Raw genomic sequence first — 21973 nt, 5'->3', positions numbered from 1 at the left:
GCCAGCCCCCTCCAGAAAAACAGCCCCTATACTCCATATTCCCTCATATTCAGATAACCCTTTTTACACAATTATATGGACTTAACTTTATCTCTGTATAATACATCGTTTTTCCCTTTGGATTATCGGGTTCCAGTGAACTGCATGCGCCTAGAAAGAGGCTGTTCCCCAGTATGAGCGTTAAACTAATACTATTTTTTTCATTAAACATCCCACCTCAACCATTCAGGATGATACAACATCCTTATTTTTCAACCGACGAATAGAGATCATCACAAAAATGATCATATAAGCATATTCATAATCCAAAATAGAATGTTCTGGATCCCGTTAAGCCTTTCCTGACTCAACGCCCTCATTCCAATGGTCAGAAGCGAAAATGGGAAAAAAGATACCCAGTTTCATAACATATATACCTAAAACGATAAAAACGGCACACAGACTCATACCAATCGGCGTAGCAAAGCTAAGAATCCATAGCGACAGACATAACTGAAACGCACATATGGATAAAGACGCGTACCAGCCGCGTAAGGTCCAACTTAAAGTCTCCATAGGCAAGAGATCTAGGTAAAGAAAAAAGAGTGCCTGCAAACCAGTAAAGGCAGAGAAACAGCGCCTGCACGATTAAAATTAGCATACTAACGACAATCATTTTGGCAAAAAAGAGACTTGCAACGGGAACAGGAGAGGCCATGATCGTATTCCAATTCCGGTTCTGATGCTCCAACCTGCATACATAAGCACAGCAAATGGCGATTAAGATTGGAAGGAAAAACTCACCGTAAAATAGGCTAACCTGCGTCCACAAGCTGTACCAGCCATTATGCAGGACACCTTGATTCAAATAAAAATTCGCACATCCGATCAACAGGCTTATGATTGGAAGGACAATCAATACAAGTCCAATCCGGGAATACCGTAATTTTAAAAACTCGGCAGAAATACTTCGTAGCATCAACATCCCTCCTAAATTTCTTGCTGGTTAACATTGATATTTCCGGCAATATAGAATACAACAGTCATAACGAACGCAGCGATTACCAGCCCGATATCAACAGGTTGAGCTGTATAGGCGCCTGAAGACCCGGTGTATTTAAAGGTAACGGGGCTAAGATCCAAATAATAAGACCAGATAAAAATATGCCGGGCAGCAGCTGGGAACAAACCTGCAGTCATTCCGATGAAAGCACCAAGCATGCCCAACACCAATGCAAAGGCTTGGTTTTTAATGGCTAGAGAAACCCATTGTTGAAGCGCTGTTACAGCAAGCGTTGTCAACAAGGCACCCCCGATAAACCAAATAAAATAAGCGATTGGAGGTTCACCAGTAAAGTGCTTGACCAGTCCAATCACAACCTGATGACCGTTTGTACAAAAATACAAAACAAAAGCAAACTATTGGCGCATATATATTTCGCTGCATAAAGACGTGCACGGCTCACATTGGTAGCAACAAGCATTTTCCAGGTCCCCCCTTTATGCTCCATATCACAAATCCTGGAAACGACCACAGCAGAAAGGATCGGCATAAAAAGGCCATTCATAGTAACTATATTGAAAATGATGGATTCCCAGACGGCTTGGTCAGGGTGATTCGCGATCGAAATACTTGTAGTGATAAACGCCAACATCATCTCAACTAAAAGGAAAAATACAATCATCACCCCAATTTTTTTGCGCCGTATTTTGAAAAATTCCAAACTGAGTAATATCATTACAAACTTCGCTCCCTTCCCGTTAACTCCAGAAAAATATCCTCAACACTTTTCTTATGCTCCTCAATCCGGGTAACAGGAATATGATGTTCGACAAGTAACCGGTTCATTTCTGCAATTTCTGTATCATCAAGATATCCTACCTTCAGCCTGCTTCCGTCTTGAACAGAACGATATCCTTTGGAAAGAAATAATTGTTCGGCTTTTGCATTGTCTCCGGTTTTTATATAGATCGAGGTATTGCCTTTTTTCCGAAGACTTGCCATACTGCCTTAAAACAATAATTTTCCTTCACTGATGATACCTACTGACGTAGCGATCTGATCTATCTCTGATAAAAGATGGCTTGAGATCAAAACGGTCATGCCATAACGCTTAGGCAGCGATTTAATAAGTTCCCGGATTCCACCTATTCCCGCGGGATCAAGACCGTTCGTAGGCTCATCAAGGATCAGCAGCTTGGGAAAAGCAAGAAGCGACATCGCAATCCCCAACCGTTGCTTCATTCCGAGTGAATATTGTTCAGCTTTTTTATTTTTCTGATTCTCAAGCCGTACGATTCGAAGCGCCTCCTCCACATTCTGATCCGGAACATTTCGCAGCCGCTGCATGACCTTCATGTTTTCGAGACCGGTCAAATGTCCATAGTAAGAAGGAGATTCAATGAGTGACCCTGTGCGTTGCAGAATGGTTGATCGATGCCTTTTCAAACTTTTACCAAAAATTTCGATGTCCCCTTTAGAAGGTTTCACAAGTCCAAGCAACATTTTTAACGTAGTTGTTTTTCCAGCCCCGTTTGGTCCGAGAAATCCATAGATTTCCCCTTCCTCTACTTGAAGATGAACTTGGTCTACACGATGAATGCCCTCATACGTTTTGGTCAGATTGTGTGTTTGTACAATAGCAGAAGCAGCCACTAGATAATAAGCCCATTTCCATTATGATTAGAGTTTTTCTTTCCAATTTTAACGATAAGGATGCTACCTTTCCCCAATCTAAAGAAAACCTTACAGCAACCTTAAATAAAAGAAAATCTGCACCTGTAGCCTGCTTTCGCCTTTTCTTGTAAAATGGAGGGTAGCAAAAATAGAAAGAGTGGTCCGGTTGATAAAAATTCTAATCATTGAAGACGATGTGACGCTGTTTCGTGAAGTGAAAGAAAGACTTTCGCAGTGGTCATTTGAAGTTGCGGGGATCCGCGATTTTGGACAGGTGATGGAGGAATTTACGGAATTCCGGCCTGATCTGGTAGTCATTGACATCCAGCTACCGAAATTTGACGGGTTCCACTGGTGCCGACAAATTCGCGCGCACTCCCATGTCCCGATCCTTTTTCTTTCTTCCCGCGACCATCCGACAGATATGGTGATGGCGATGCAGCTCGGCGCGGACGATTATGTGCAAAAGCCTTTTCATATCGACGTGTTAATCGCCAAAATCCAGGCCATTTTGCGCCGGGTATATGCCTACACGAGCGAGCAGACGGTTTTAAAAACATGGTGCGGGGCCACAATCGATTTGCAGAAAAACACGGTCGAAAATGAACATGGATGCATTGAACTGTCAAAAAACGAAATGTTTATTTTAAAAATATTGGTGGACATGAAAAACCGGATTGTGAGCCGCACGCATCTGATCGAATGTTTATGGGACGATGAAAGGTTTGTGAGCGATAATACATTGACCGTGAACGTCAACCGCCTGCGGAAAAAACTTTCCACGATCGGGCTCGGTGACTGTATCGAAACAAAAGTGGGCCAGGGCTATATGGCGCTTGAAAAGGATGCCGGCCTATGATCCGGATGTTTCTTGTTGAACGAAAAAGCTGGGTAATATTTTTTGCCGCCTGCCAGCTGATGCTGCTTTTCATTGCCTGGCTTGATCCGCAAATCGCGCTTTCATCCGTTCTTTATATCGTTTTTTTAGAAACGATTGCTTTTCTTCTTTTCCTTTTCTTCCGCGCCCGGAAAGAAGTGAAATTTTATCAAAGCCTTTCAGAATGGGATGGGGATCTTGATACGAGCGAGATCACCCGCCCCAGAACCCCTTTTGAACAGATCGTGCATCAGGCCGTACAAGCGCAGGCGGAACATCTACGGGCGGAAACCGACCGGAACGCATCCACGGTGCAAGAAGAACAAGATGAATTAACAGCATGGGTACATGAGGTCAAAACGCCGATGACCGCCATGCAGCTCATCATTGACCGGCTTCAAGATGAAGAAGCAAAAGTGTCGCTCAATTATGAATGGCTGCGCATCCACCACCTGCTTGACAAACAGCTTCATGAAAAACGGATCGGCAATATGGAAAATGACGTTTATATGGAAAATGTTGACCTGAAACGCCTGATCTTCCAGGAAATCAAAGCGATTCAGCCATGGTGCATTCAAAAAGGCATCGGTTTTGACGTCTCACCGGGGGTTCCGGCAATGGTTACAGATGCAAAATGGCTGTCGTTTATCCTCCGGCAATTGCTGGTAAATGCGGTCCAGTACAGTTGCGGGACAGACATCTCCATTTCCGGAAAAATAGCAGACGGCCGCTTCCAATTATCGGTGGCAGACAAGGGGCGCGGCATTGACCCGAAAGATTTGCCGCGCATTTTTGAAAAGGGATTTACCTCTTCTGACCGCAGCCAAAACAGGGGGGCAACCGGCCTCGGCCTGTATCTTGCCAAAAGGGCGGCGGAAAAATTAAATATCCTGCTTACTGTCCAGTCGGTTCCCGGCGCCGGTTCGACCTTTACGCTCATCTTCCCGGAAAGAAATAGCTTGCAGCAAATTACAGGCATGTGACAAAACTGTCATATGCTTTTCTGTATTGTTAGCTGAAACGAAGGAAGAAGCATGCCGGCTTTTCTATAATGAAATCATATCAGAAAGGGGGAGCCAATCATGATCCTTGAAGCAAAAAATGTTTATAAAACGTACGGCAACAAGTGGAACAAACAAGAAGTTTTAAAAGGGATTGATTTAAATGTTGAAAAAGGAGAATTCACGAGCATTATGGGGCCGTCCGGTTCCGGAAAAACGACATTGTTAAATGTTTTATCCTCTATTGACCGGCCCAGCCGCGGTTCCATTGAAATCGAAGGCAAGGCGTTGACGAAAATGAAAGACAAGCAGCTGGCGGAGTTCCGGAAAAGGCATTTAGGCTTTATTTTCCAGGAATACCATTTGCTTGATACGTTAACGGTGAAGGAAAATATATTGCTGCCGCTGTCTGTGAAAAAAGTTTCAAAACGCGAGGCGGACGAAAAATTCCATGCGGTTGCGGAAGAACTTGGCATTATGGATATTCAGGACAAGTATCCGAATGAAATATCCGGCGGGCAGAAGCAGCGGACATCGGCAGCGCGGGCGTTTGTCCATGAACCGGGTCTTATTTTTGCCGACGAACCAACAGGTGCGCTCGATTCAAAGTCGGCATCCGACCTTTTGAATAAATTAAGCCGCCTGAACGAAAAAAGAAAAGCAACCATCTTAATGGTCACCCATGATGCGGCCGCAGCCAGCTATTCGGGCAGGGTCATTTTCATTAAAGACGGGCAGATTTATTCCCAACTGCATAAAGGCACCGAATCAAGACAGGATTTCTATCAGGCCATCCTGAAAACACAGGCCGTGCTGGGAGGTGTGCAGCATGACGATTAACGGTTTGATTTACCGCAATTTTAAAAAGAACCTTCCGCATTATGCGCTGTATATTTTCGCACTCGCCTTCAGTGCTGCATTATACTTTGCGTTTGTGACACTGCAATACGCCCCTTCTCTCGTCGAAGTAAAATCTTCCGTAAAAGGGCTGGCCGCGCTGAAGGTGGCGTCGGTTTTGCTGATCGTCATTGTGGCGGTGTTTCTCTTTTATGCCAACCATTTGTTTATGAAAAGGCGGAGCAAGGAAATCGGGCTTTTCCAGCTTGTCGGCATGACGAAAAAAGAAGTGTTCCGGATTTTAGGGACGGAGAATTTTTTGCTCTACTACGGCTCACTCTTTGCCGGCATCTTTTTCGGGTTTGCGGCATCCAAGCTGCTGATGATGCTGCTGCTCCGGATCATTCAAGTGGAAACAAAGGTTTCCCTTTATTTTTCGATGAAGGCTTTCGGGCAGACGCTCCTTGTCTTTACCATTATTTTCATCCTGGTCCTGCTGATCAACAGCATCTTTATCAAACGGCAGACGATCCTTTCCCTTTTCCGTACCGTTTCCTCCACGGAAGACCGGGCCGGACGAATCTCCAAAGCGGGATTGCTGCTCGGGGTCATCGGATTTGTATGCATCGGGGCAGGATACTATATTTCATCAGAATTGTTCAATGGAGACTTTGTAACAGTGCGTGCTCTGTATACGGCAATGATTAGCATTTTAGCCCTTGTTATTTTCGGGACCTATCTATTTTATAAGACTTCTGTCCGGTTTGTCTTTTACCTTATCCGGAAAAAGAAAGGCGGGTATCTGAATATCCGGGATGTCATGTCACTATCCGCCATCATGTTCCGGATCCGTTCGAACGCAGTGCTGCTGACCATTATCACAACCGTGTCGGCGCTTGCGATCGGCTTATTGTCATTAAGCTACATTACCTTTTATTCTGCTGAAGAAACAGCCCATAATATGACAGCTGCGGACTTTTCATTTATCAAGACGAATGAGGCAAAACAATTTACAGAACGTTTAAATGAAAACAACATCGCCTATGAAAAAGAAGAAATTGAAGTCGTAAGGGTTACAGCCGATTTAAGCAGCCTGTTCGATAAAAAGTCAAAAGATCTGAAGTTCGACTCCAAAGCTGTACCGATAGCGGTCGTAAGCGATGCGGCAGTAAAAGGAATGGATGTAAAACCCGGGCAGGCGGTTTTTTCCGGCTATTCCGATGCTTTAGCCAGATTTATGCCGATGAAATCGGAAGGGATGATTGACTTAACGGGCAAGCGGAAAACAGCCAGACTGCGCACCGTTGCCCTTCGAAAAGACCAGGTTCTTTCCAATTATTTTTCAGGCAGCATGCCCGTTCTGGTAACGGATGATGCATTATTCCAGGCGTTAAAAAAGGATACGGACCCAAAAATTCAATTGGACTCGAATCTTTTTACCGGCATCAATCTGAAAAAGGATGAAGATCTTGGCAAAGCAAACCGGTTGTTCCAAAGTCTGCATTTCCCTTCGGATTCCTTTGCCTACTCCAGTCCTGAAATCATCAAAATGCAAAAAGAAAACATGGGGGTTATGATGTTTATTGTCGGATTTCTTGGACTCACTTTCCTGGTCACATCCGGCTGCATTTTGTATTTCAAACAAATGGAAGAAAGCGAAGAAGAAAAACCGGCCTACACCATTTTGCGCAAGCTTGGCTTTACCATGCAGGATTTAACAACAGGGATCCGGATCAAGCAGCTTTACAATTTCGGCATTCCACTTTTGCTCGGTCTTGCGCACAGCTACTTTGCAGTAAAATCCGGCTGGTTCTTTTTCGGGTCCGAACTGTGGACACCGATGCTGATCGTGATGGGCCTATATACGTTGCTTTATTCGGTTTTTGCCCTGCTCTCTGTCGAAGGATTTAAAAAGGCGATACGCGATTCCTTATAATGATCACCCCTTGGGCATCCAAGGGGTGATTTTGTCATTTCCGGAATTGAAAAAACACCATTATGGGTCGTCTCCACGCAGGTTTGTTTCTGGACTCACCGTTTTAACTTGGCGTTTTCTTCCGACACAACGAAAGCCAAATCGTCATTGCCAAATAAGGATAATACATTCAATACAGTCCCGGTGCTGATTTCTCCCGCTTCTTCTTTCGGTACCGTTAGGGCAAGCGCTTCTTCCAGCAAGCCATTTTTTTCTTGTTGCGGATATGCCCTGCTGTAAAGTTCTTCCGGATCAAGCCCATTGTTCACGCACCACTGGGCAAAAATGAGTGCCATCATTTTCTCATCCATTTTGTATTGCTGAATGATTTTTTCTTCCATGTCTTTTTTATCCATATATAAACACTCCTTTCCGATAGTCGGCTGCGATCATAAGCGTATTTTTTCGGCATGTTTTTTCCGTTTTTGTATACAATACCGAACAAGAAGCGAAGGAGGAGACCCGATGGCAAATATTGAACAGGGTGAAGTGTTTACAATTACGGAAAACGGGCATGAGCAGGAAGTGGAAATCATCGGCGTATTGTCGCTGGAAGGAACAGAATATGCCGCCGTTTCTTTTGTTGAAGATTTAGAGGAACAGACAGGCCGGGACTTAGATGTGTTTTTCTTGAAAACAGACGAAGAAGGCGACCTGGACGCCCTCCATTCGGACGAAGAATATGAAAAAGTTTCTGCCGCATTCAGCCGGGTGCTGGGCGGGGAAGATGCCCCACAAACTGGCGGCCGGGATTAAAACAGAAAGGCACGGGGCAAAATGTTTTACAGACCATCGCCTCTGTACACTTTCGTTGCTTTTTCCGAAAAACGCCCCATCTTCTCGCCGGAACGCATTGCCCGGCCTTATGCCGGCGTGCGCAGGGCCGTGAAGCCGGTAGATCGTTTATTTTACCGGGCGGGTACTCCCGCCAAACGGGAGGCAATATGCTTTGCTGCAGCAGCCCCCTGCCCGGCCGCCCCTGCAATACTGGAATAAAGCGGGCCAAGGCAGTTGTCTCCGATTGCATACAGCCATTCACATTCGGTTTTCCCGTAACCGTCCGAAACAATGTACCCGTCCGCATCCGTCCCGGCAACATCCTGAACGAGACCGCTGTTCGGTTCCATCCCAATCCGGACGAAAACTGCGGATACCGGCAAAAAACAGGATTCACCGCTTGAATGGATGAGTTCCACCGCTTCGGTTTGGTTTTCCCCGATAATGGTTTTCACACGCATATTCGGCAAAATCCGAATGTTCCTATATGATTGGGCCCGACTGAGATATGCCTGCCTGGCCCTGAAACGTTCCGAGCGGTGAATAAGATAGACGTGCGCCCCTGCTTCGGCAAGCAAACAAGCCCCCTCAAAAGCACGGTCGCCGCCGCCGACAACTGCAACAGATTTCCCTTTAAACAAATGACTGTCCTTCGTAGCCGAATAAGTTTCCCCGCGGGAGAACATCTCTTTTTCCCCCGGCACGCCGAGCTTTCTCCGGACGGCACCGGCAGCATAAATCAAGTAGCGAAAACCGATTTGGGTCTTAAGCCCGCCTGTTTCCGCCACCGCAACTTTTCTTTTGGCATCTATCTTTACGGCACGCGTATTCACCCGGTACCGGCATTGCAACGACTCGGCATGCCGAACAAAATAGCGGCGCATTTCCTCCCCGTTTTCCGCTTGCAGGCCGGGATAATCAATAATGCGATTATGGATCAGCCCGAGCTGCCCGCCAAGCATCTGCTGTTCCTCAACGAGCAGATGGTCCATGCCAAGCCGGCTGCACCAGATCGCTGCTGAAATGCCGGCAGGGCCGCCCCCGATGATCAATATGTCCGCATCCAGCATAAGCACCATCCTTTTTTCTATTTGAGTAAGGACAAAAATTCGGCGCGCAAATCCGCCCGCCCTTCAAAAATACCGCGGTAAGACATCGTTGTCGTGGACGCATCCGACTTTTTCACGCCCCGCCCGCACATGCACATATGCTTGGCCTCTAAAACCACCATCGTGCCCTGCGGTTCAAGCACTTCTTCCACCGCATCCGCAATTTGTTTTGTCAGCCGTTCCTGAACTTGAAAACGCCTGGCGTAGCCGTCGACCATGCGCGCAATTTTCGACAGGCCGGTGATTTTTTCATTTGGAAAATAGGCGACATGAGCGACGCCGAAAAATGGCGCGAAGTGGTGCTCGCATATGGAATAAAATTCAATATCTTTTACGAGTACAAGCTCCTTGTGATCGTGATCGACATCAAATGTTTTTGCCAAATGCAATTTCGGGTCTTCCCGGTACCCTTCTGTATATTCCAAAAATGCCTTCAGCACCCGGTAAGGCGTTTCCTGCAATCCGTCGCGGTCCGGATCATCACCGCATAAGTCAATCAGACTGCGGACGGCTTCCATAAATTGGCCTGACTGTTCGAGTTTTTTGCTGATCACAGTGTGATGATCTATTTGATCTTTAAAAGTTTCTTCTATGAGTTGATGTTCCTTTTGTCCGGAAACAATCATGAATGGGTACAGCTCCTTTTGCAATGAAGTTTTCACTATCCGGCTATTTAAAAGTGTACAACGGCTGCCCGATTATATCAATGTTGATGCCGCAAAGTGTACCAAGCTTTTTTCCAAATGGAAGTCCACGCCTGGGATGAATGCGGGCACCAACGGGGGGTAAAAACCGGCCGGCGCATATTTTCAGGACATATAAGTTGGATTACTACTTCTGTATGTGTTGCCAGAAGCGATGTCTGTCGCGATCACAATTGATTTTGTCACGAAAAACTGAAGTTTTTTTTATAAAGATAAAGCAAAAAAAGCCGCAAATTTTACCTGCAAATGAGAAATGGCGTTTAAAACCCGGGATTCTGGATATATTAAAAGCAAGAAAGGTTAAAAATTAGGAGGCATTAAACGTGGAACATGGTACAGTAAAATGGTTTAACAGTGAAAAAGGCTATGGTTTTATTGAACGGGAAGGCGGAGACGACGTGTTTGTCCATTTCTCAGCCATCCAGGGTGAAGGCTATAAAACGCTCGAAGAAGGCCAGAAAGTATCGTTTGATGTGGAAGAAGGATCACGCGGCCCGCAGGCGGCAAATGTTCAAAAAGAAGACTAACGGTGCCCTTTGCGGCATCGTTTTTTTTGCATGAAAAAGGCCGCATTTCCCGCCACTTAAATTTTTTCAGCCATCGTAAATCCGATTGGATCGGTGCCCACTTCCCCACCAAAAAAAGAAACCCCGTGTATACAGGGTTCATGCTGTGCGAACGATTATCCAGCTTTTCTGTATGACGGATCGCCTTCCGGATATTCATGCGGCAATTCTTTCCCTGACGCGCAAAGCATCATCAAGTATGCCATTCCGAGCCCATAGGTAATCATTCCTCCTAGCAGGAAACCCCAAAACAAAATCAAAGACCAGTCCGTTGTGTGAGCGCTTACAATGAAGTGAATGGCAAGAAAAACCACACTCATGATCAGCTCAGCGGTTGCAAGCAGATAGTACCCCTTAAATTCCTTCATTTCACAACCCCTCCCTTTTGTATATTATATTACTTTATGTTCACAAAATGTTCAAATTTTAAACACATTTTTTTAAAAATTTTTTGCACTTTAGTGGACAACACAAAAAAGATATGTTCTAAAATCCAAAACCGGGCAAATACAGCCGGAATTTTTTGATTTTTCCGCAGCAGACCGGGCATTCTTTCTTGTCGTGATGCGCAGGAAATGTTACGATTTAGAAAAAGTATCACCTTTGGAGGAGAAGAAATGGCGGAACAATTTCAGAAAGCAACTTTTGCCGGCGGCTGTTTTTGGTGCATGGTCAAACCTTTCGACCAGTGGGACGGCATTGAAAAAGTCGTTTCCGGGTACACGGGGGGAACGGTTGAAAATCCTTCGTATGAGCAAGTAAAAACCGGAACGACCGGCCATTACGAAGCCGTCCAAATTACATATGATCCGGCAGTTTTTCCGTACGAAAAACTGCTCGAAATCTTTTGGCAGCAAATCGATCCGACCGATGCCGGCGGCCAGTTCCAGGATCGCGGCTCCAACTATCGGACGGCTATTTTTTACCATAATGAAGAGCAAAAGCGGCTGGCAGAAGCTTCAAAAAAGCAGCTTGCAGAAAGCGGCAAATTCAAAAAGCCGATTGTGACAGAAATTTTGCCGGCGAAGCCTTTTTATCCCGCCGAAGATTACCACCAGGATTTTTATAAGAAAAACCCGAATGCCTATCATGAAGACCGGGCGAAATCGGGCCGCGACACGTTTATTGCTTCCCACTGGGGAAAGTAGTCCGTTCATTGGCCATTTTTCACACCTTTCCGTTTGTGATCCCGGCCGGATTGGGCTATGATTACATTAAGATAGAGGAGAAAGGAAGGAATTGGAATGCGCGATAAAGTGAACCAATTGTTATCACTCGGCCTTGGCATGGCGGTGCTCAGCAAAGAACAAGTGGAAAAAGCAGTCAACCGCCTCGTGGAAAAAGGCAACCTGACAAAAGCGGAATCGACACAATTGATTGATGAACTGCTGGAAAAAGGGGAACAATCCAAACAAGAACTGAATCAGGCCTTGAAAGACCGGGTCAACGAGATCCTTTCTGAAATGAATGTTGCGACAAAAGATGAAATCAAGGCGCTGGAACTTCGCATCCAGCAGCTTGAAGAACGGTTGAATCCGTAAACCGGTTGGCCCTTTTGCCCGGGGCCGGCTGTTTTTTTGCATAAAACAAAACCGGGGGTGGTTGCTTGCTTTCCAGAAAAATGAAGCACGGAAAAAGATACCAGGAAATTGCCGGCGCCCTGATTAAAAATGGCCTCGGTTATTTAATCAGCGATTGGGGCCTTTCGGATTTACTTCCTTTTCCCTCGAAAAAAGCGGCTCCCCGCACCCCCCACCGCAGCACCGGGGAAAGGATCCGGCTGTTTTTAGAGGAATTGGGCCCGACCTTTATTAAACTCGGGCAGCTTGCCAGCTCCCGCCGTGATATTTTGCCGGAATCGATTATTGCTGACCTGGAAAAATTACAGGATAAGGCCACGCCGTTTCCGTTTGAAGAAGTAAAAAAGATTATCAGGGACGAATTTGGAGCGGGCGTTGAGGAGCTTTTTGCCGAATTCGATCCGGAGCCGCTCGCAACCGCATCGATCGGACAAGTGCATAAAGCCAAATTGCATACGGAAGAGCCGGTTGCGATCAAAATCCAGCGCCCGAATATCCGCCCAGTCATTGAAACCGATCTTGAAATATTGGAAAGCCTGTCCCTCTCCCTAGAGTCCCGTTTTGAATGGGCAAGGGCATACCAATTGCGGGACATTGTCGAAGAATTTTCCCAGGCGCTGTTGTCCGAGCTAGATTACTACCATGAAGGCCGGAATGCGGAACGGATCGCCAAACAATTTGAAGGCGATGAAAACATCCGGATTCCGAAAATTTACTGGGACTTTTCCACAAAAAGAGTCCTGACCATGGAATACATAAAGGGCAGGAAAATCAGCGAATTTTTCAGTGAAACAGTCCCCGGATACCGAAAAAAAGCCATTTCTGAACGGCTGATCCATTCGATGCTGCAGCAGATTTTTGTGGAGGGATTTTTTCACGGCGATCCGCATCCGGGAAACATTGTCGTTTTGCCCGGCGATGTGATTTGTTATATGGATTTCGGCATGGTCGGCCGGCTTACGGAAGAGACCAAGTACCATTGCGCCTCACTTGTCATTGCGCTGATGCGGGCGGATACGAATGCCATTATGAAGTCGGTCGATGCGCTTGCGGAAATTCCGGAAGAAACCGATCTTCATCTGCTAAAGGAAGATGTCGAAGTTCTCCGCGAAAAATATTATGATCTGCCGCTCAGCCAGTTAAGCTTGCGGGAAGCCATCAATGATTTATACCATCTCGCGTTCAAATACCATATCCGCTTCCCTGCCGATCTGACGATACTCGGCAAATCGCTGATTACGGTGGAGGGTGTCGTGGAATCGCTTGACCCGGAATTCAGCCTGATCGAAGCTGCGCGCCCGTTTGGGGAAAGGCTGCTTCGGGACCGTTTGCGGCCGGGCAGGGTCGCACGGAAAGGATGGAAAACGTTTTTGGACCAGGCGGAAATTTTGCTCGAGCTTCCGAAAAATTTGCGCGATATTTCCAAAACGATGCGGAAAGGCAAATTCAGGATGGAAGTCGTCATACCGGATTTGTATTTATTTTTGGAAAAACTGGACAGGATCAGCAACCGGCTTTCCTTCGCGATCGTCCTGCTCGCCTTTAGTATCCTGATGGTCGGGCTGATGATCGGCACGTCCATCAGCGGCCAATCGACGGTGATCTGGAAAAACCCGATCATTGAGATCGGATTTGGTGTCGCAACATTGATGCTTTTATGGCTGTTGCTGTCCATTTTTAAATCAGGAAAGTTTTAAAGGAGTTTAGAAAAAGATGGGTGATCAGAAAGAAAAAGAAAAAGTATTATCCGGGCTGCTTGTGGCAGGCGTTATCTGTATTGCAGCAAATCTCAGGCCGGCAATCACTTCCGTCGGGCCCGTAATCGGCACGATCCGCCACAGCCTTCATATGTCAAATGCACAAGCGGGATTTATTACGACGCTCCCGCTTCTTGCCTTCGCACTGATTTCACCGCTTGCGCCAAAACTGGCAAGCCGGATTGGCCAGGAGTTGACATTGCTTCTTGGGATCGTCATATTATTTATCGGCATTTTGGCGCGTACGGCCGGGAATGCCGCCATGCTTTATATTGGCACGGCTTTTATCGGAACAGGCATTGCCATCGGGAATGTGCTGCTGCCAAGCCTCATTAAACACCGGGTGCCTGCAAAACTCGGGTTGATGACGAGTATTTATACAACCGTTATGGGCGGATTTGCCGCGCTCGCTTCCGGCGTCAGCGTCCCGATTGTGAACGGCCTTGGGCTCGGGTGGAAATGGGGGCTGCTTTTCTGGGGCATCTTCTCTATCCTGGCTGCTTTGGTGTGGCTCCCCCAATTGCGTGAGCACGCCAAAGTAAAGTTTTCCACCCATCAGGAAACTCCCGGAAGATCGGTCTGGCTGTCTTCGCTCGCCTGGCAGGTGACGCTTTTTCTCGGCCTGCAGTCGTTTCTATTTTACAGCACCATCGCCTGGCTTGCGGAAATTATGGTCAGCCATGGGGCAAGCCTCGTAGCGGCCGGCTGGATGGTGTCAATCATGCAGTTCGTCAGCCTGCCCGCCACTTTTATGACGCCGATTTGGGCGGAGCGGATGAAAAACCAGATTCCCCTTGTTTTCGGGATTACGATTTTTTATTTGTGCGGGCTTACAGGCCTTTTGTACGGCGGGCATATGTTGTGGATGTGGATTTGTATCATTTTGATCGGCATCGCCCAGGGTGCCAGCATCAGCCTCGCGCTTGCGTTTATCGGCCTCCGTTCGAAAACGGCCACTGAAGCTGCCAATTTGTCCGGCATGAGCCAGTCTGCTGGTTATCTCGTGGCGGCAGCCGGCCCGTTTTTGATCGGCTGGTTGTATGACCGGGCGCATAACTGGCATATGCCGGTTGTGGTCATGATTATCTGTGGCATTCTCATGCTTGCCGCAGGAGCCGGCGCAGGACGAAACAAATATGTATCAAAATAGTGTAAAACAGCCCGGCATTTGCCGGGCTGTTTCTTAATCTACGTATGCCACCATGCCATCTTGATCTTCAATTTCCAGTCGGATACTGACGGCAAACGGGTCAATGCTGTATTCTTCTTCTAAATATTTGCGGATGGCCTGAATCAGTTTCGGCTCAGTCAGCGGCTCGAGATCTTTACCGTTCAGTTCGACATCTGCGCCGTAGCCGGTATCATCATCGTATGTGAGCATCGCCATCACATTTTCCGGATAAGCATAATGCTGATCTGCCACAAACGTGCAAACCGCGTTAATCAAATCTTGCTCTGACAGTTTTAATTCTTCCATCTGTCATAAGCCTCACGATCTTTTTTCCTGTTGCCGAATACGGATTGGAACAATTTGATGACGATGAGAATCAGCGCAATAAAGATTAAAATATTGACCATTGCCGTCAAAGCCGTTCCCAAACCGCCGAGATGGCTGAACATCGATCCGAACAGCATGCCGCCAAGACCGCCGAGCAGCATCCCCTTTACAAAGCTGCCTCTCGATGAAGACGACGCTGTATTGGCTTTATTGCCGGAAACCGAATTTGTATTTTGGTTCGTTTTCGACTGGTAATGGGACTGTTGTTTTGACGATGGTGTTGTTGTCTTTGGCACCGTCTGGTAAGACCGTTTTACAGAACGGTATCCCCTTGCATCAACCGGGTTTGAAAAGTGAATCCCGACAACTGAAAAGGCAAACGTAAATGCCAGGAGCAGCGCAAAAAATTTCTTCAACTTCATTTCCCCTTTTCTATTTTTATATTAGGTTCCTATGAACTTATTATATGAACTTATCAATCAAAATGCAAGCTTTTTTGACAAAAGATTGCATTCCCGGTTTTTATTTTCCCTGAAATGCCGACATTAAACGTTTTCAAACCGAGACAGGTGTAATTTTCTTCCTAAAAGTGCGGATTGTTTCACCTGAAAGAATAAGGCATCCTTGGCATTCCGGGACACCGGAGAAATCTTGTCACGCCGTATGTGTAAAAATTTTTCTCGAAGGGGCAGATGAGGAGAAAAAATGGGAAGACACTCTATTATCTAAATGTACACCGTAAAATAAACATCTATAGAGAGGTCTTCCCATAGATATAATATCACGAATTGCTGGATGATGAAAGGATACAAAGAGTCTTATCATCATCATTGACTTTTCCATCCATCAATCTTACGATAAAAAGTAGCATGCCAATGTTTGGGAGGTGCTGTTAATGGAACTATTCCAAATGACACGCAGGGAAATGGCAGATCTGCTACTTGCGCTGAAGGGAGCAGGCCCCATGACGCCTGCAACGTTTTTACAAGGCTTATGGGCAAAGAAAAACGGTGGCAAAGACCCGCATCACCCCTTTGCAGCTGCTGTAATGCCCCCCATCTTTACAAAAATACTGAAGAAGAACACGGATGACTTCGGATTTTCGTTAAATGAAATCGTGGCGCTCGGAAGCCAGATTGAAAATACAAATTTTACACTGACCGCGATTCAAAACTGGGTCAAGCGCGATATTAAAGAAATGATCGTGGCGCCGGAAAAAGGGAAAAAATATTCGATTGACCAGATGGCGCTACTGTTTCTGGTGGAAGACTTGAAAACGGCGCTCGATTTCGATTCCATCCGTAAGCTGTTGCAATTGATCGTCAATGACCCCGAAGATGAGCATGATGATTTGATTAATCCGGTACAGCTGTATGCCACTTATTCCCAGCTTTTCGAGGAGCTGAATTCCATGCGGGAAGTCGGGCGGTTCCCGGCCGAAAAACATGAACATATGATTTCGGCAATGGAAGGTATGGTTACTGAAAAAGCGGAAGAGATGATATCGAAATACATATCGCCGGACGACCCGAAAAAAGAAGCCATCCGCAACACCATCGTCATCGCGACCCTTTCCGTTTTTACGGCTTATTTTCAAATGCTCGCAAGGCGGTATTTAACCGCAACGATTTTTCTGCAAAATATGTAGTAGGGGCCAGGAGACTTATCCCCCGGCGGATAAGTTTTTCCGGCTCCCGTGCCGACGCCCCGAATGGGAATTCCCAGGCCGGAAAAACGGCAGCTCCTGCAGTTCAATTCAACGCAGCCGGAAAATACCTCACCTTTCTAGTAAAATTTCCGGCGCAGTCTTTCCAAATCTTTTTCCGCACCGACTGTGAAAATGGTGTCCCCTGGCTGAAAAATATAATCCGGCGCCGGCGAGACAACCGGCGTTTCTTCAGTCTGGGAAGTGACCATGACAACAAGGGCTTTATACCTGTTGCGGAAATCGAGTTCTGTCAGAGACTTTCCGATAAAATCTTCCGGCACTGTCATCTCAAGGCCGGAGCAATACGGTGACAGGCGGATATACTGCAAAATGCCCGGGTTTGCAATATGGTAGGCAACCCGGCGCCCCGTATCTTCTTCGGGAAAAAACACGTCCGTCGCACCGGCCCCTTTCAAGCCTCTCCCCCGCTTTTGATCATTCGCCTTCGCATAAACCGTTTCACAGCCAAGATCTTTTAAAGCAAGCACCGTTAAAATGGCGGACTCAAAATCATCTCCCATGCTGACGACCACCGCATCGAAATTGGTCACATTTAGTTCTTCCAAAAAAGCGGTGCTGGTCACATCGCCTTCTGCAAGGTACGATGCAGCGTCCTGCAGTTCCTCATCCTGAAGTACCTTTTCATTTTTATCGGCGCCGACAACATCGTATCCGAGCCTCGCCAATTCTTTCAGCACACTTGACCCGAAGCGGCCGAGCCCGAGCACTAGAAAACTTTCTTTTAAATGTTTCACAATCCCACCCCTAACCGATTAAAATGGATTCTTTTGCATATTTGATTGTGGATTTTTTTTGATTCATAAAAGTATAGATCAAAATAATCACCCCGAGACGGCCAATCAGCATAAGGAAAGCCAGCCAAATTTTGCCGAACACCGTCAGGCCGGCCGTGATCCCGAGTGAAAAGCCGCATGTCGACAGCGCCGACATAATTTCAAATGCAAGCGGAAACGGTGCTGCTTTTTCCGTAAAAGACAATACAAAAAAAGAGAAAAAGAACAAAAAAAGAAAAGCGAAAAAGACGAGAAAGGCTTTGTTTACGTCTTCGGCAAACAGCGTCTTTCTGAACATATGCGTCTCATTTGAACCGCGGATGACAGACCACAATTTGGCAAGAATGACGGCGAATGTGGTCGTCCGGATTCCGCCGGCGCAGCTGCTTGGCGACCCGCCGATAAACATGAGCATGATCATAAACAGCAGAGACGGGAAAGAAAAAACGTGCAAATCGAGTGATGCCAGCCCCCCGCTTCTCGGCGCCGCACTGAAGAAAAGGGACTGGATAATTTTTTCTGTAAAAGAAAGCCCCGGCATATGTATAAAATCGACAAAAAAGAAGAAAAGAAAGCCGGCCAAAAGCAAAATGCCGTGCATCAAAACATTTACTTTGAAATAAAGGCTTTTCTTTTTCCGGCGCGACTGCAAAAACTCCATGACGACGGCAAACCCGAGGACGCCCAGAATGATCATACAGCTTAAAACGGCAAGCACGAACGGTTCGCCTTTAAAATTATCAAGCCCGTTTCCCGAAATTTCAAAGCCGGCGTTTGTAAATGTCGACACCGAAAGAAAAAAAGCGGCAAAAGCATGGCTGCCGTGCTGTAGTGCAGACGGCAGAATCAGCAGAAAGCCTGCCGTCTCGACGATTAATGTGTATTTTACAATAAAGGCCATCAGTTTGGATATCGAACGGCTGCTGTTCTGGTTCTGGTCAAAAATCATCAATGTTTGAGACGGAACAGGCGCGTTCGTCCGCAATGCAATTAAAAGCGCACCGACCAAGGCCATGACGCCGATCCCGCCGATTTCCATCTGGATGAGCAGGATGATTTTTCCAGCCGTTGTAAGTTCTTGCGCAACGGTAACAGTGGACAGCCCTGTTGCACTAATGGCGCTTGCGGACAGGAAAAAAGCATCTACCGGCAGCAACGGCTGTTTGTGTGAAACCGGCAGCAAATACAAAATGGCAAAAATAACCGTGCCCAGCAAATACATGAAAAAAACCATTTTAAACGTTGCCGGGCGGAACTGGAACCTGGACATAAACCAATCTCCCTTGTGACTTCGATCTTCCCTATTATACCTGAAATTTCCCGTTAAAAAAAAGCCGGCCGAAAAGATCATTTGTTAAAATACCTTTTTTAGCAGACAAGTTGCCGCATATATAAAAGCGGCGGGACAAACCAGGTGGGTTCCCGCCGCTTTTTTGTATGCATTTAAAAACTTTTCCAGTAAACCCGTTCCGGCATGGCAACCTCAGGCAACTTCTTCCACATGGATTTTCTTCTTCGGCAAAAAACCGGAAACGGAAAACACGATAAGCGCCAGCCAGATAAAAGCAAAGGACAAAAGCTGCACATGCGTAAAAGGTTCCTTGAAAAAGGCAATGCCCATGATCAGCGTCATCGTCGGCGTCAAGTATTGGAAAAAGCCGATCATTGTCAGGGAAATGCTTCTTGCCCCCTGTGCAAAGCAAATGAGCGGGATTGCCGTCACAACGCCTGTGCCAATTAACAATACGGTTAATCCCGGTGAAACCGTTGCAAAAGATGCCGTGCCTTTTACCTGGATCACCAGTAAGTAGAGGAGCGCAACCGGCATCACAAAGAATGTTTCGAATGTCAGGCCGATAAAAGCATCAATGTCCACTTTCTTTTTCACAAGGCCGTAAAACCCAAATGTGAGGGCAAGGCCGATGGCGATCCAGGGAATATGCCCGTAGCTGAACGTCTGGATCGCGACGCCGCACGCTGCCAGCAGAAAAGCAAGACATTGCCATCGGTTCAGTTTTTCTTTCAAAAAGACCATCCCGAGCAGGATGCTGACAAGTGGGTTGATGTAATATCCCATACTTGTTTCAATGACATGCCCGTTGTTGACCGCCCATATGTAGATAAACCAGTTCCCGCTCACAAGCACGGACGCGAGAAGCAATAAAAGCGGCGTGCGCGGGTGGCGGACCCCTTCTTTTATGCTCGTTTTTAAATCACCCATTTTCCTTAAAAAGGCTAAAAGTATGATCATAAAAATAAAAGACCAGAAAATGCGGTGTGCGAGAATTTCAATAGCAGGCACCTGCTCAATCATTTTCCAGTAAATCGGAAAAAGCCCCCACAAAAAATAAGCAAAAAAGGTGTATAACACCCCGCTTTTTTGATTGTTTCCCATTTGTTGCTTCGCTGGTCCAGGTATACGCCGTCCCCGGGCCATCTCCCCCCTTTCCCCATGATATGTTTCATTATTTTACCATTATTTTCAGATTTGAAAAAGCAAACCGCTTTACAACCTTTACTTTTATCAATGTGCCGACGGAAAACTCTGCTATAATAGGGAATGTATGATTTTTCATGAAGGAGGCCGGAAAGGCATGCGTATATGGTTGGAAAAAGCCCATGAAAAGTACTTCAGCGGGTTTTGGAATCCTTTTATTGTCTTACTGTTGGCAGGCGTGTTTGCTGCTTTTTATTTTGGGCTGACCGGAACGCTCTGGGCCGTCACAGGCGAATTTACCCGCTGGGGAGGGAATTTGCTTCAGCTGTTCGGCGTCGATACGGCTGATTGGGCGTATTTTAAAGCGATCAAACTGATCGGAGAGCCGCAGGACCGGACAGACGGATGGCTGGTCATCGGCATGCTGCTTGGCAGTTTGTTCAGTGCCCTTGCCAGCAAGAATTTTAAATGGAAAGTTCCCCGCCAGAAACGGCGCTGGGTGTGGGGTTTTATTGGCGGCATCATTGCCGGATTCGGAACGCGCCTTGCGATGGGCTGCAATTTGGCTGCGTTTTTTACGGGACTGCCGCAATTTTCTCTCCACGCCTGGTTCTTTATTGTCGGCACCGCGATCGGTACTTATTTTGGCGTCAAACTTGCCGTATTGCCCATTTTTAAAGGAAAACCAAAAATATCGTTCAGCCGGCATGCTGCCAAAAGCACACAGCCGGATCCGCAACACGGGAACTACCAGCTTTATGCTGCTGTTTTGGTTTTGCTTTTTATTGCGCTGATTGCCGCCTGGTATCTCATATCCGGTAAAATAATGCTGGGGCTTGCCGCACTGTTCGGGGCGGCATTTGGGATACTGATCCAGCGCGGCCAAATTTGCTTTACTTCCGGGCTCAGGGATTTATGGCTGACCGGGCGGGGAACGCTCGGAAAAGCGATCATTGTGGGAATGGCGATCCAGACGGCAGGCACCGCTATTTTCATATTTAAAGGCGAAGCCCCTGTTATCCACTGGGCAAGCCCTGGTGCTCTTGTCGGCGGCGTCCTGTTTGGCATTGGCATTGTCATTGCCGGAGGTTGTGAAACAGGGTGGATGTACCGCATTACAGAGGGGCAAGTGCAATTTTTTGCAGTCGGCGCCGGCAATATCGTTGGGGCAACCCTCCTGGCATACGGATGGGATCATTGGGGCATTTTCGATGTGTTTGTCAAAGGATGGCCGGAAGTCAATATTGTCACGTCATTCGGATGGGGCGGGGCGCTTTTCGGTACGGGCGCTTTTCTGCTGGCCCTTTATCTTCTTATCGTATGGCGGGAAAATTGGTATACGAAAAAAATAAACGCAAAACGCACGTTATTCGAAAAGAAAACGTCTGCGTAATCAGGAGGCGGTAAAAATGGCGGAAAATTTTACTGTGGATGCAACACTGGATGTCCGTGGCGAATCATGCCCGTATCCGGAGCTTTATACGCTTGAGGCCATCGAAAAATTAGAAGACGGGAAAATATTGGAAGTGATCGCCGACTGCCCGCAATCTTTTATTAACGTGCCGGCGTCGTGCAAACGGCATGGGCATGAAGTGCTCTCGAAAGTGAAAGACGGAACGACGTTGTATTATTACATCCGCGTTTGTAAATAACCCTGCCGTGCTGGCATCAAGTAATGAAAAAAGGATGTCCCTTAT

General features: G+C 46.8%; 22 protein-coding genes and 3 pseudogenes. 13 read left to right on the top strand and 12 right to left on the bottom strand.

Annotated features, from left to right (window positions below; all coding sequences use genetic code 11):
- Nucleotides 1-225: 225 nt before the first annotated feature.
- The 3 pseudogenes from OF158_RS07810 to OF158_RS07800 form a co-directional block, all read right to left on the bottom strand.
- Nucleotides 226-958 (bottom strand): annotated as a pseudogene (locus OF158_RS07810) (ABC transporter permease).
- A gap of 11 nt (nucleotides 959-969) precedes the next feature.
- Nucleotides 970-1664 (bottom strand): annotated as a pseudogene (locus tag OF158_RS07805) (ABC transporter permease).
- 53 nt (nucleotides 1665-1717) lie between these two features.
- Nucleotides 1718-2635 (bottom strand): annotated as a pseudogene (locus OF158_RS07800) (ATP-binding cassette domain-containing protein).
- A 187-nt stretch (nucleotides 2636-2822) separates the two neighbouring features.
- Between OF158_RS07800 and OF158_RS07795 the strand changes: the two are divergent.
- The 4 genes from OF158_RS07795 (at nucleotide 2823) to OF158_RS07780 (ending at nucleotide 7307) form a co-directional block, all read left to right on the top strand.
- The gene (locus OF158_RS07795; protein ID WP_035184963.1) at nucleotides 2823-3515 is read left to right on the top strand and encodes a response regulator transcription factor; all 693 of its coding nucleotides are present in this window, start codon (nucleotides 2823-2825) and stop codon (nucleotides 3513-3515) included.
- Nucleotides 3512-4516 (top strand): sensor histidine kinase, encoded by a 1005-nt coding sequence (locus OF158_RS07790; RefSeq protein ID WP_035184966.1) that lies wholly within the window; start codon nucleotides 3512-3514, stop codon nucleotides 4514-4516. The genes OF158_RS07795 and OF158_RS07790 overlap by 4 nt, the downstream gene beginning before the upstream one ends.
- A gap of 96 nt (nucleotides 4517-4612) precedes the next feature.
- Nucleotides 4613-5374 (top strand): ABC transporter ATP-binding protein, encoded by a 762-nt coding sequence (locus tag OF158_RS07785; protein WP_088775938.1) that lies wholly within the window; start codon nucleotides 4613-4615, stop codon nucleotides 5372-5374.
- A complete protein-coding gene (locus tag OF158_RS07780) occupies nucleotides 5364-7307 on the top strand; it encodes an ABC transporter permease (protein WP_035184969.1) in 1944 nt (647 codons plus the stop codon). Before OF158_RS07785 ends, OF158_RS07780 begins: the two co-directional genes overlap by 11 nt.
- A gap of 95 nt (nucleotides 7308-7402) precedes the next feature.
- Here OF158_RS07780 and OF158_RS07775 read toward each other — a convergent pair whose 3' ends face one another.
- The gene (locus OF158_RS07775) at nucleotides 7403-7702 is read right to left on the bottom strand and encodes a hypothetical protein (RefSeq protein ID WP_014098389.1); all 300 of its coding nucleotides are present in this window, start codon (nucleotides 7700-7702) and stop codon (nucleotides 7403-7405) included.
- Nucleotides 7703-7811: 109 nt separating this feature from the next.
- On the opposite strand from OF158_RS07775, the gene OF158_RS07770 reads away from it, so the two are divergent.
- Nucleotides 7812-8102 (top strand): DUF1292 domain-containing protein, encoded by a 291-nt coding sequence (locus OF158_RS07770; RefSeq protein ID WP_014098390.1) that lies wholly within the window; start codon nucleotides 7812-7814, stop codon nucleotides 8100-8102.
- A gap of 152 nt (nucleotides 8103-8254) precedes the next feature.
- Here the strand turns inward: OF158_RS07770 and OF158_RS07765 are convergent, their stop codons facing one another.
- Nucleotides 8255-9193: an NAD(P)/FAD-dependent oxidoreductase gene (locus tag OF158_RS07765; protein WP_014098391.1), complete on the bottom strand. Its 939-nt coding sequence runs from the start codon at nucleotides 9191-9193 to the stop codon at nucleotides 8255-8257.
- Nucleotides 9194-9210: 17 nt separating this feature from the next.
- Nucleotides 9211-9858 carry a GTP cyclohydrolase I FolE gene (gene folE, locus OF158_RS07760; RefSeq protein WP_014098392.1) on the bottom strand — a complete coding sequence of 216 codons (648 nt, stop codon included), beginning with the start codon at nucleotides 9856-9858 and terminating at the stop codon, nucleotides 9211-9213.
- Nucleotides 9859-10259: 401 nt separating this feature from the next.
- Here folE and OF158_RS07755 point away from each other — a divergent pair, with 401 nt between their 5' ends.
- Complete coding sequence (locus tag OF158_RS07755; RefSeq protein ID WP_013859272.1) at nucleotides 10260-10463, top strand: cold-shock protein; 204 nt, start codon at nucleotides 10260-10262, stop codon at nucleotides 10461-10463.
- Between the two features lie 155 nt (nucleotides 10464-10618).
- On the opposite strand, the gene OF158_RS07750 is transcribed toward OF158_RS07755, so the two are convergent.
- Nucleotides 10619-10870, bottom strand: coding sequence for a hypothetical protein (locus OF158_RS07750; RefSeq protein WP_014098393.1), 252 nt, complete (start codon nucleotides 10868-10870; stop codon nucleotides 10619-10621).
- A gap of 249 nt (nucleotides 10871-11119) precedes the next feature.
- Here OF158_RS07750 and msrA point away from each other — a divergent pair, with 249 nt between their 5' ends.
- From msrA to OF158_RS07730, 4 genes are all read left to right on the top strand, one after another.
- Nucleotides 11120-11650 carry a peptide-methionine (S)-S-oxide reductase MsrA gene (gene msrA / locus OF158_RS07745; protein WP_035184972.1) on the top strand — a complete coding sequence of 177 codons (531 nt, stop codon included), beginning with the start codon at nucleotides 11120-11122 and terminating at the stop codon, nucleotides 11648-11650.
- A 96-nt stretch (nucleotides 11651-11746) separates the two neighbouring features.
- Complete coding sequence (locus OF158_RS07740) at nucleotides 11747-12043, top strand: phasin family protein (RefSeq protein ID WP_014098395.1); 297 nt, start codon at nucleotides 11747-11749, stop codon at nucleotides 12041-12043.
- 65 nt (nucleotides 12044-12108) lie between these two features.
- Nucleotides 12109-13779 (top strand): ABC1 kinase family protein, encoded by a 1671-nt coding sequence (locus tag OF158_RS07735; protein ID WP_035184975.1) that lies wholly within the window; start codon nucleotides 12109-12111, stop codon nucleotides 13777-13779.
- Between the two features lie 16 nt (nucleotides 13780-13795).
- Nucleotides 13796-14989 carry a CynX/NimT family MFS transporter gene (locus OF158_RS07730; protein WP_035184978.1) on the top strand — a complete coding sequence of 398 codons (1194 nt, stop codon included), beginning with the start codon at nucleotides 13796-13798 and terminating at the stop codon, nucleotides 14987-14989.
- Nucleotides 14990-15022: 33 nt separating this feature from the next.
- On the opposite strand, the gene OF158_RS07725 is transcribed toward OF158_RS07730, so the two are convergent.
- The gene (locus OF158_RS07725; RefSeq protein ID WP_014098398.1) at nucleotides 15023-15316 is read right to left on the bottom strand and encodes a YxcD family protein; all 294 of its coding nucleotides are present in this window, start codon (nucleotides 15314-15316) and stop codon (nucleotides 15023-15025) included.
- A complete protein-coding gene (locus OF158_RS07720; protein WP_225620883.1) occupies nucleotides 15304-15759 on the bottom strand; it encodes a hypothetical protein in 456 nt (151 codons plus the stop codon). The genes OF158_RS07725 and OF158_RS07720 overlap by 13 nt, the downstream gene beginning before the upstream one ends.
- A 473-nt stretch (nucleotides 15760-16232) precedes the next feature.
- Between OF158_RS07720 and OF158_RS07715 the strand changes: the two genes are divergently transcribed.
- Nucleotides 16233-16985, top strand: coding sequence for a DUF1836 domain-containing protein (locus OF158_RS07715; protein ID WP_014098400.1), 753 nt, complete (start codon nucleotides 16233-16235; stop codon nucleotides 16983-16985).
- A gap of 137 nt (nucleotides 16986-17122) precedes the next feature.
- Here the strand turns inward: OF158_RS07715 and OF158_RS07710 are convergent, their stop codons facing one another.
- From OF158_RS07710 to rarD, 3 genes are all read right to left on the bottom strand, one after another.
- Nucleotides 17123-17800 (bottom strand): potassium channel family protein, encoded by a 678-nt coding sequence (locus tag OF158_RS07710; protein WP_035184986.1) that lies wholly within the window; start codon nucleotides 17798-17800, stop codon nucleotides 17123-17125.
- 10 nt (nucleotides 17801-17810) lie between these two features.
- Nucleotides 17811-19109 carry a TrkH family potassium uptake protein gene (locus tag OF158_RS07705; protein ID WP_035184987.1) on the bottom strand — a complete coding sequence of 433 codons (1299 nt, stop codon included), beginning with the start codon at nucleotides 19107-19109 and terminating at the stop codon, nucleotides 17811-17813.
- 213 nt (nucleotides 19110-19322) lie between these two features.
- Complete coding sequence (gene rarD, locus OF158_RS07700; RefSeq protein ID WP_035184989.1) at nucleotides 19323-20234, bottom strand: EamA family transporter RarD; 912 nt, start codon at nucleotides 20232-20234, stop codon at nucleotides 19323-19325.
- Between the two features lie 199 nt (nucleotides 20235-20433).
- Here rarD and yedE point away from each other — a divergent pair, with 199 nt between their 5' ends.
- Both yedE and yedF read left to right on the top strand, forming a co-directional pair.
- Nucleotides 20434-21669, top strand: a complete 1236-nt coding sequence (yedE, locus tag OF158_RS07695) for a selenium metabolism membrane protein YedE/FdhT (RefSeq protein ID WP_026683472.1) — start codon at nucleotides 20434-20436, stop codon at nucleotides 21667-21669.
- Nucleotides 21670-21685: 16 nt separating this feature from the next.
- Entirely contained in the window at nucleotides 21686-21928 is a 243-nt protein-coding gene (gene yedF / locus OF158_RS07690; protein WP_014098405.1) for a sulfurtransferase-like selenium metabolism protein YedF, read from the top strand.
- Nucleotides 21929-21973: the final 45 nt, after the last annotated feature.

The sequence above is a fragment of the Weizmannia sp. WK01 genome (assembly GCF_025905465.1).
GTDB lineage: Bacteria > Bacillota > Bacilli > Bacillales > Bacillaceae_C > Weizmannia > Weizmannia faecalis.
The sequence above is the reverse complement of the archived record's forward strand: the minus strand, read 5'-3'. Positions and strand labels throughout refer to the sequence as shown.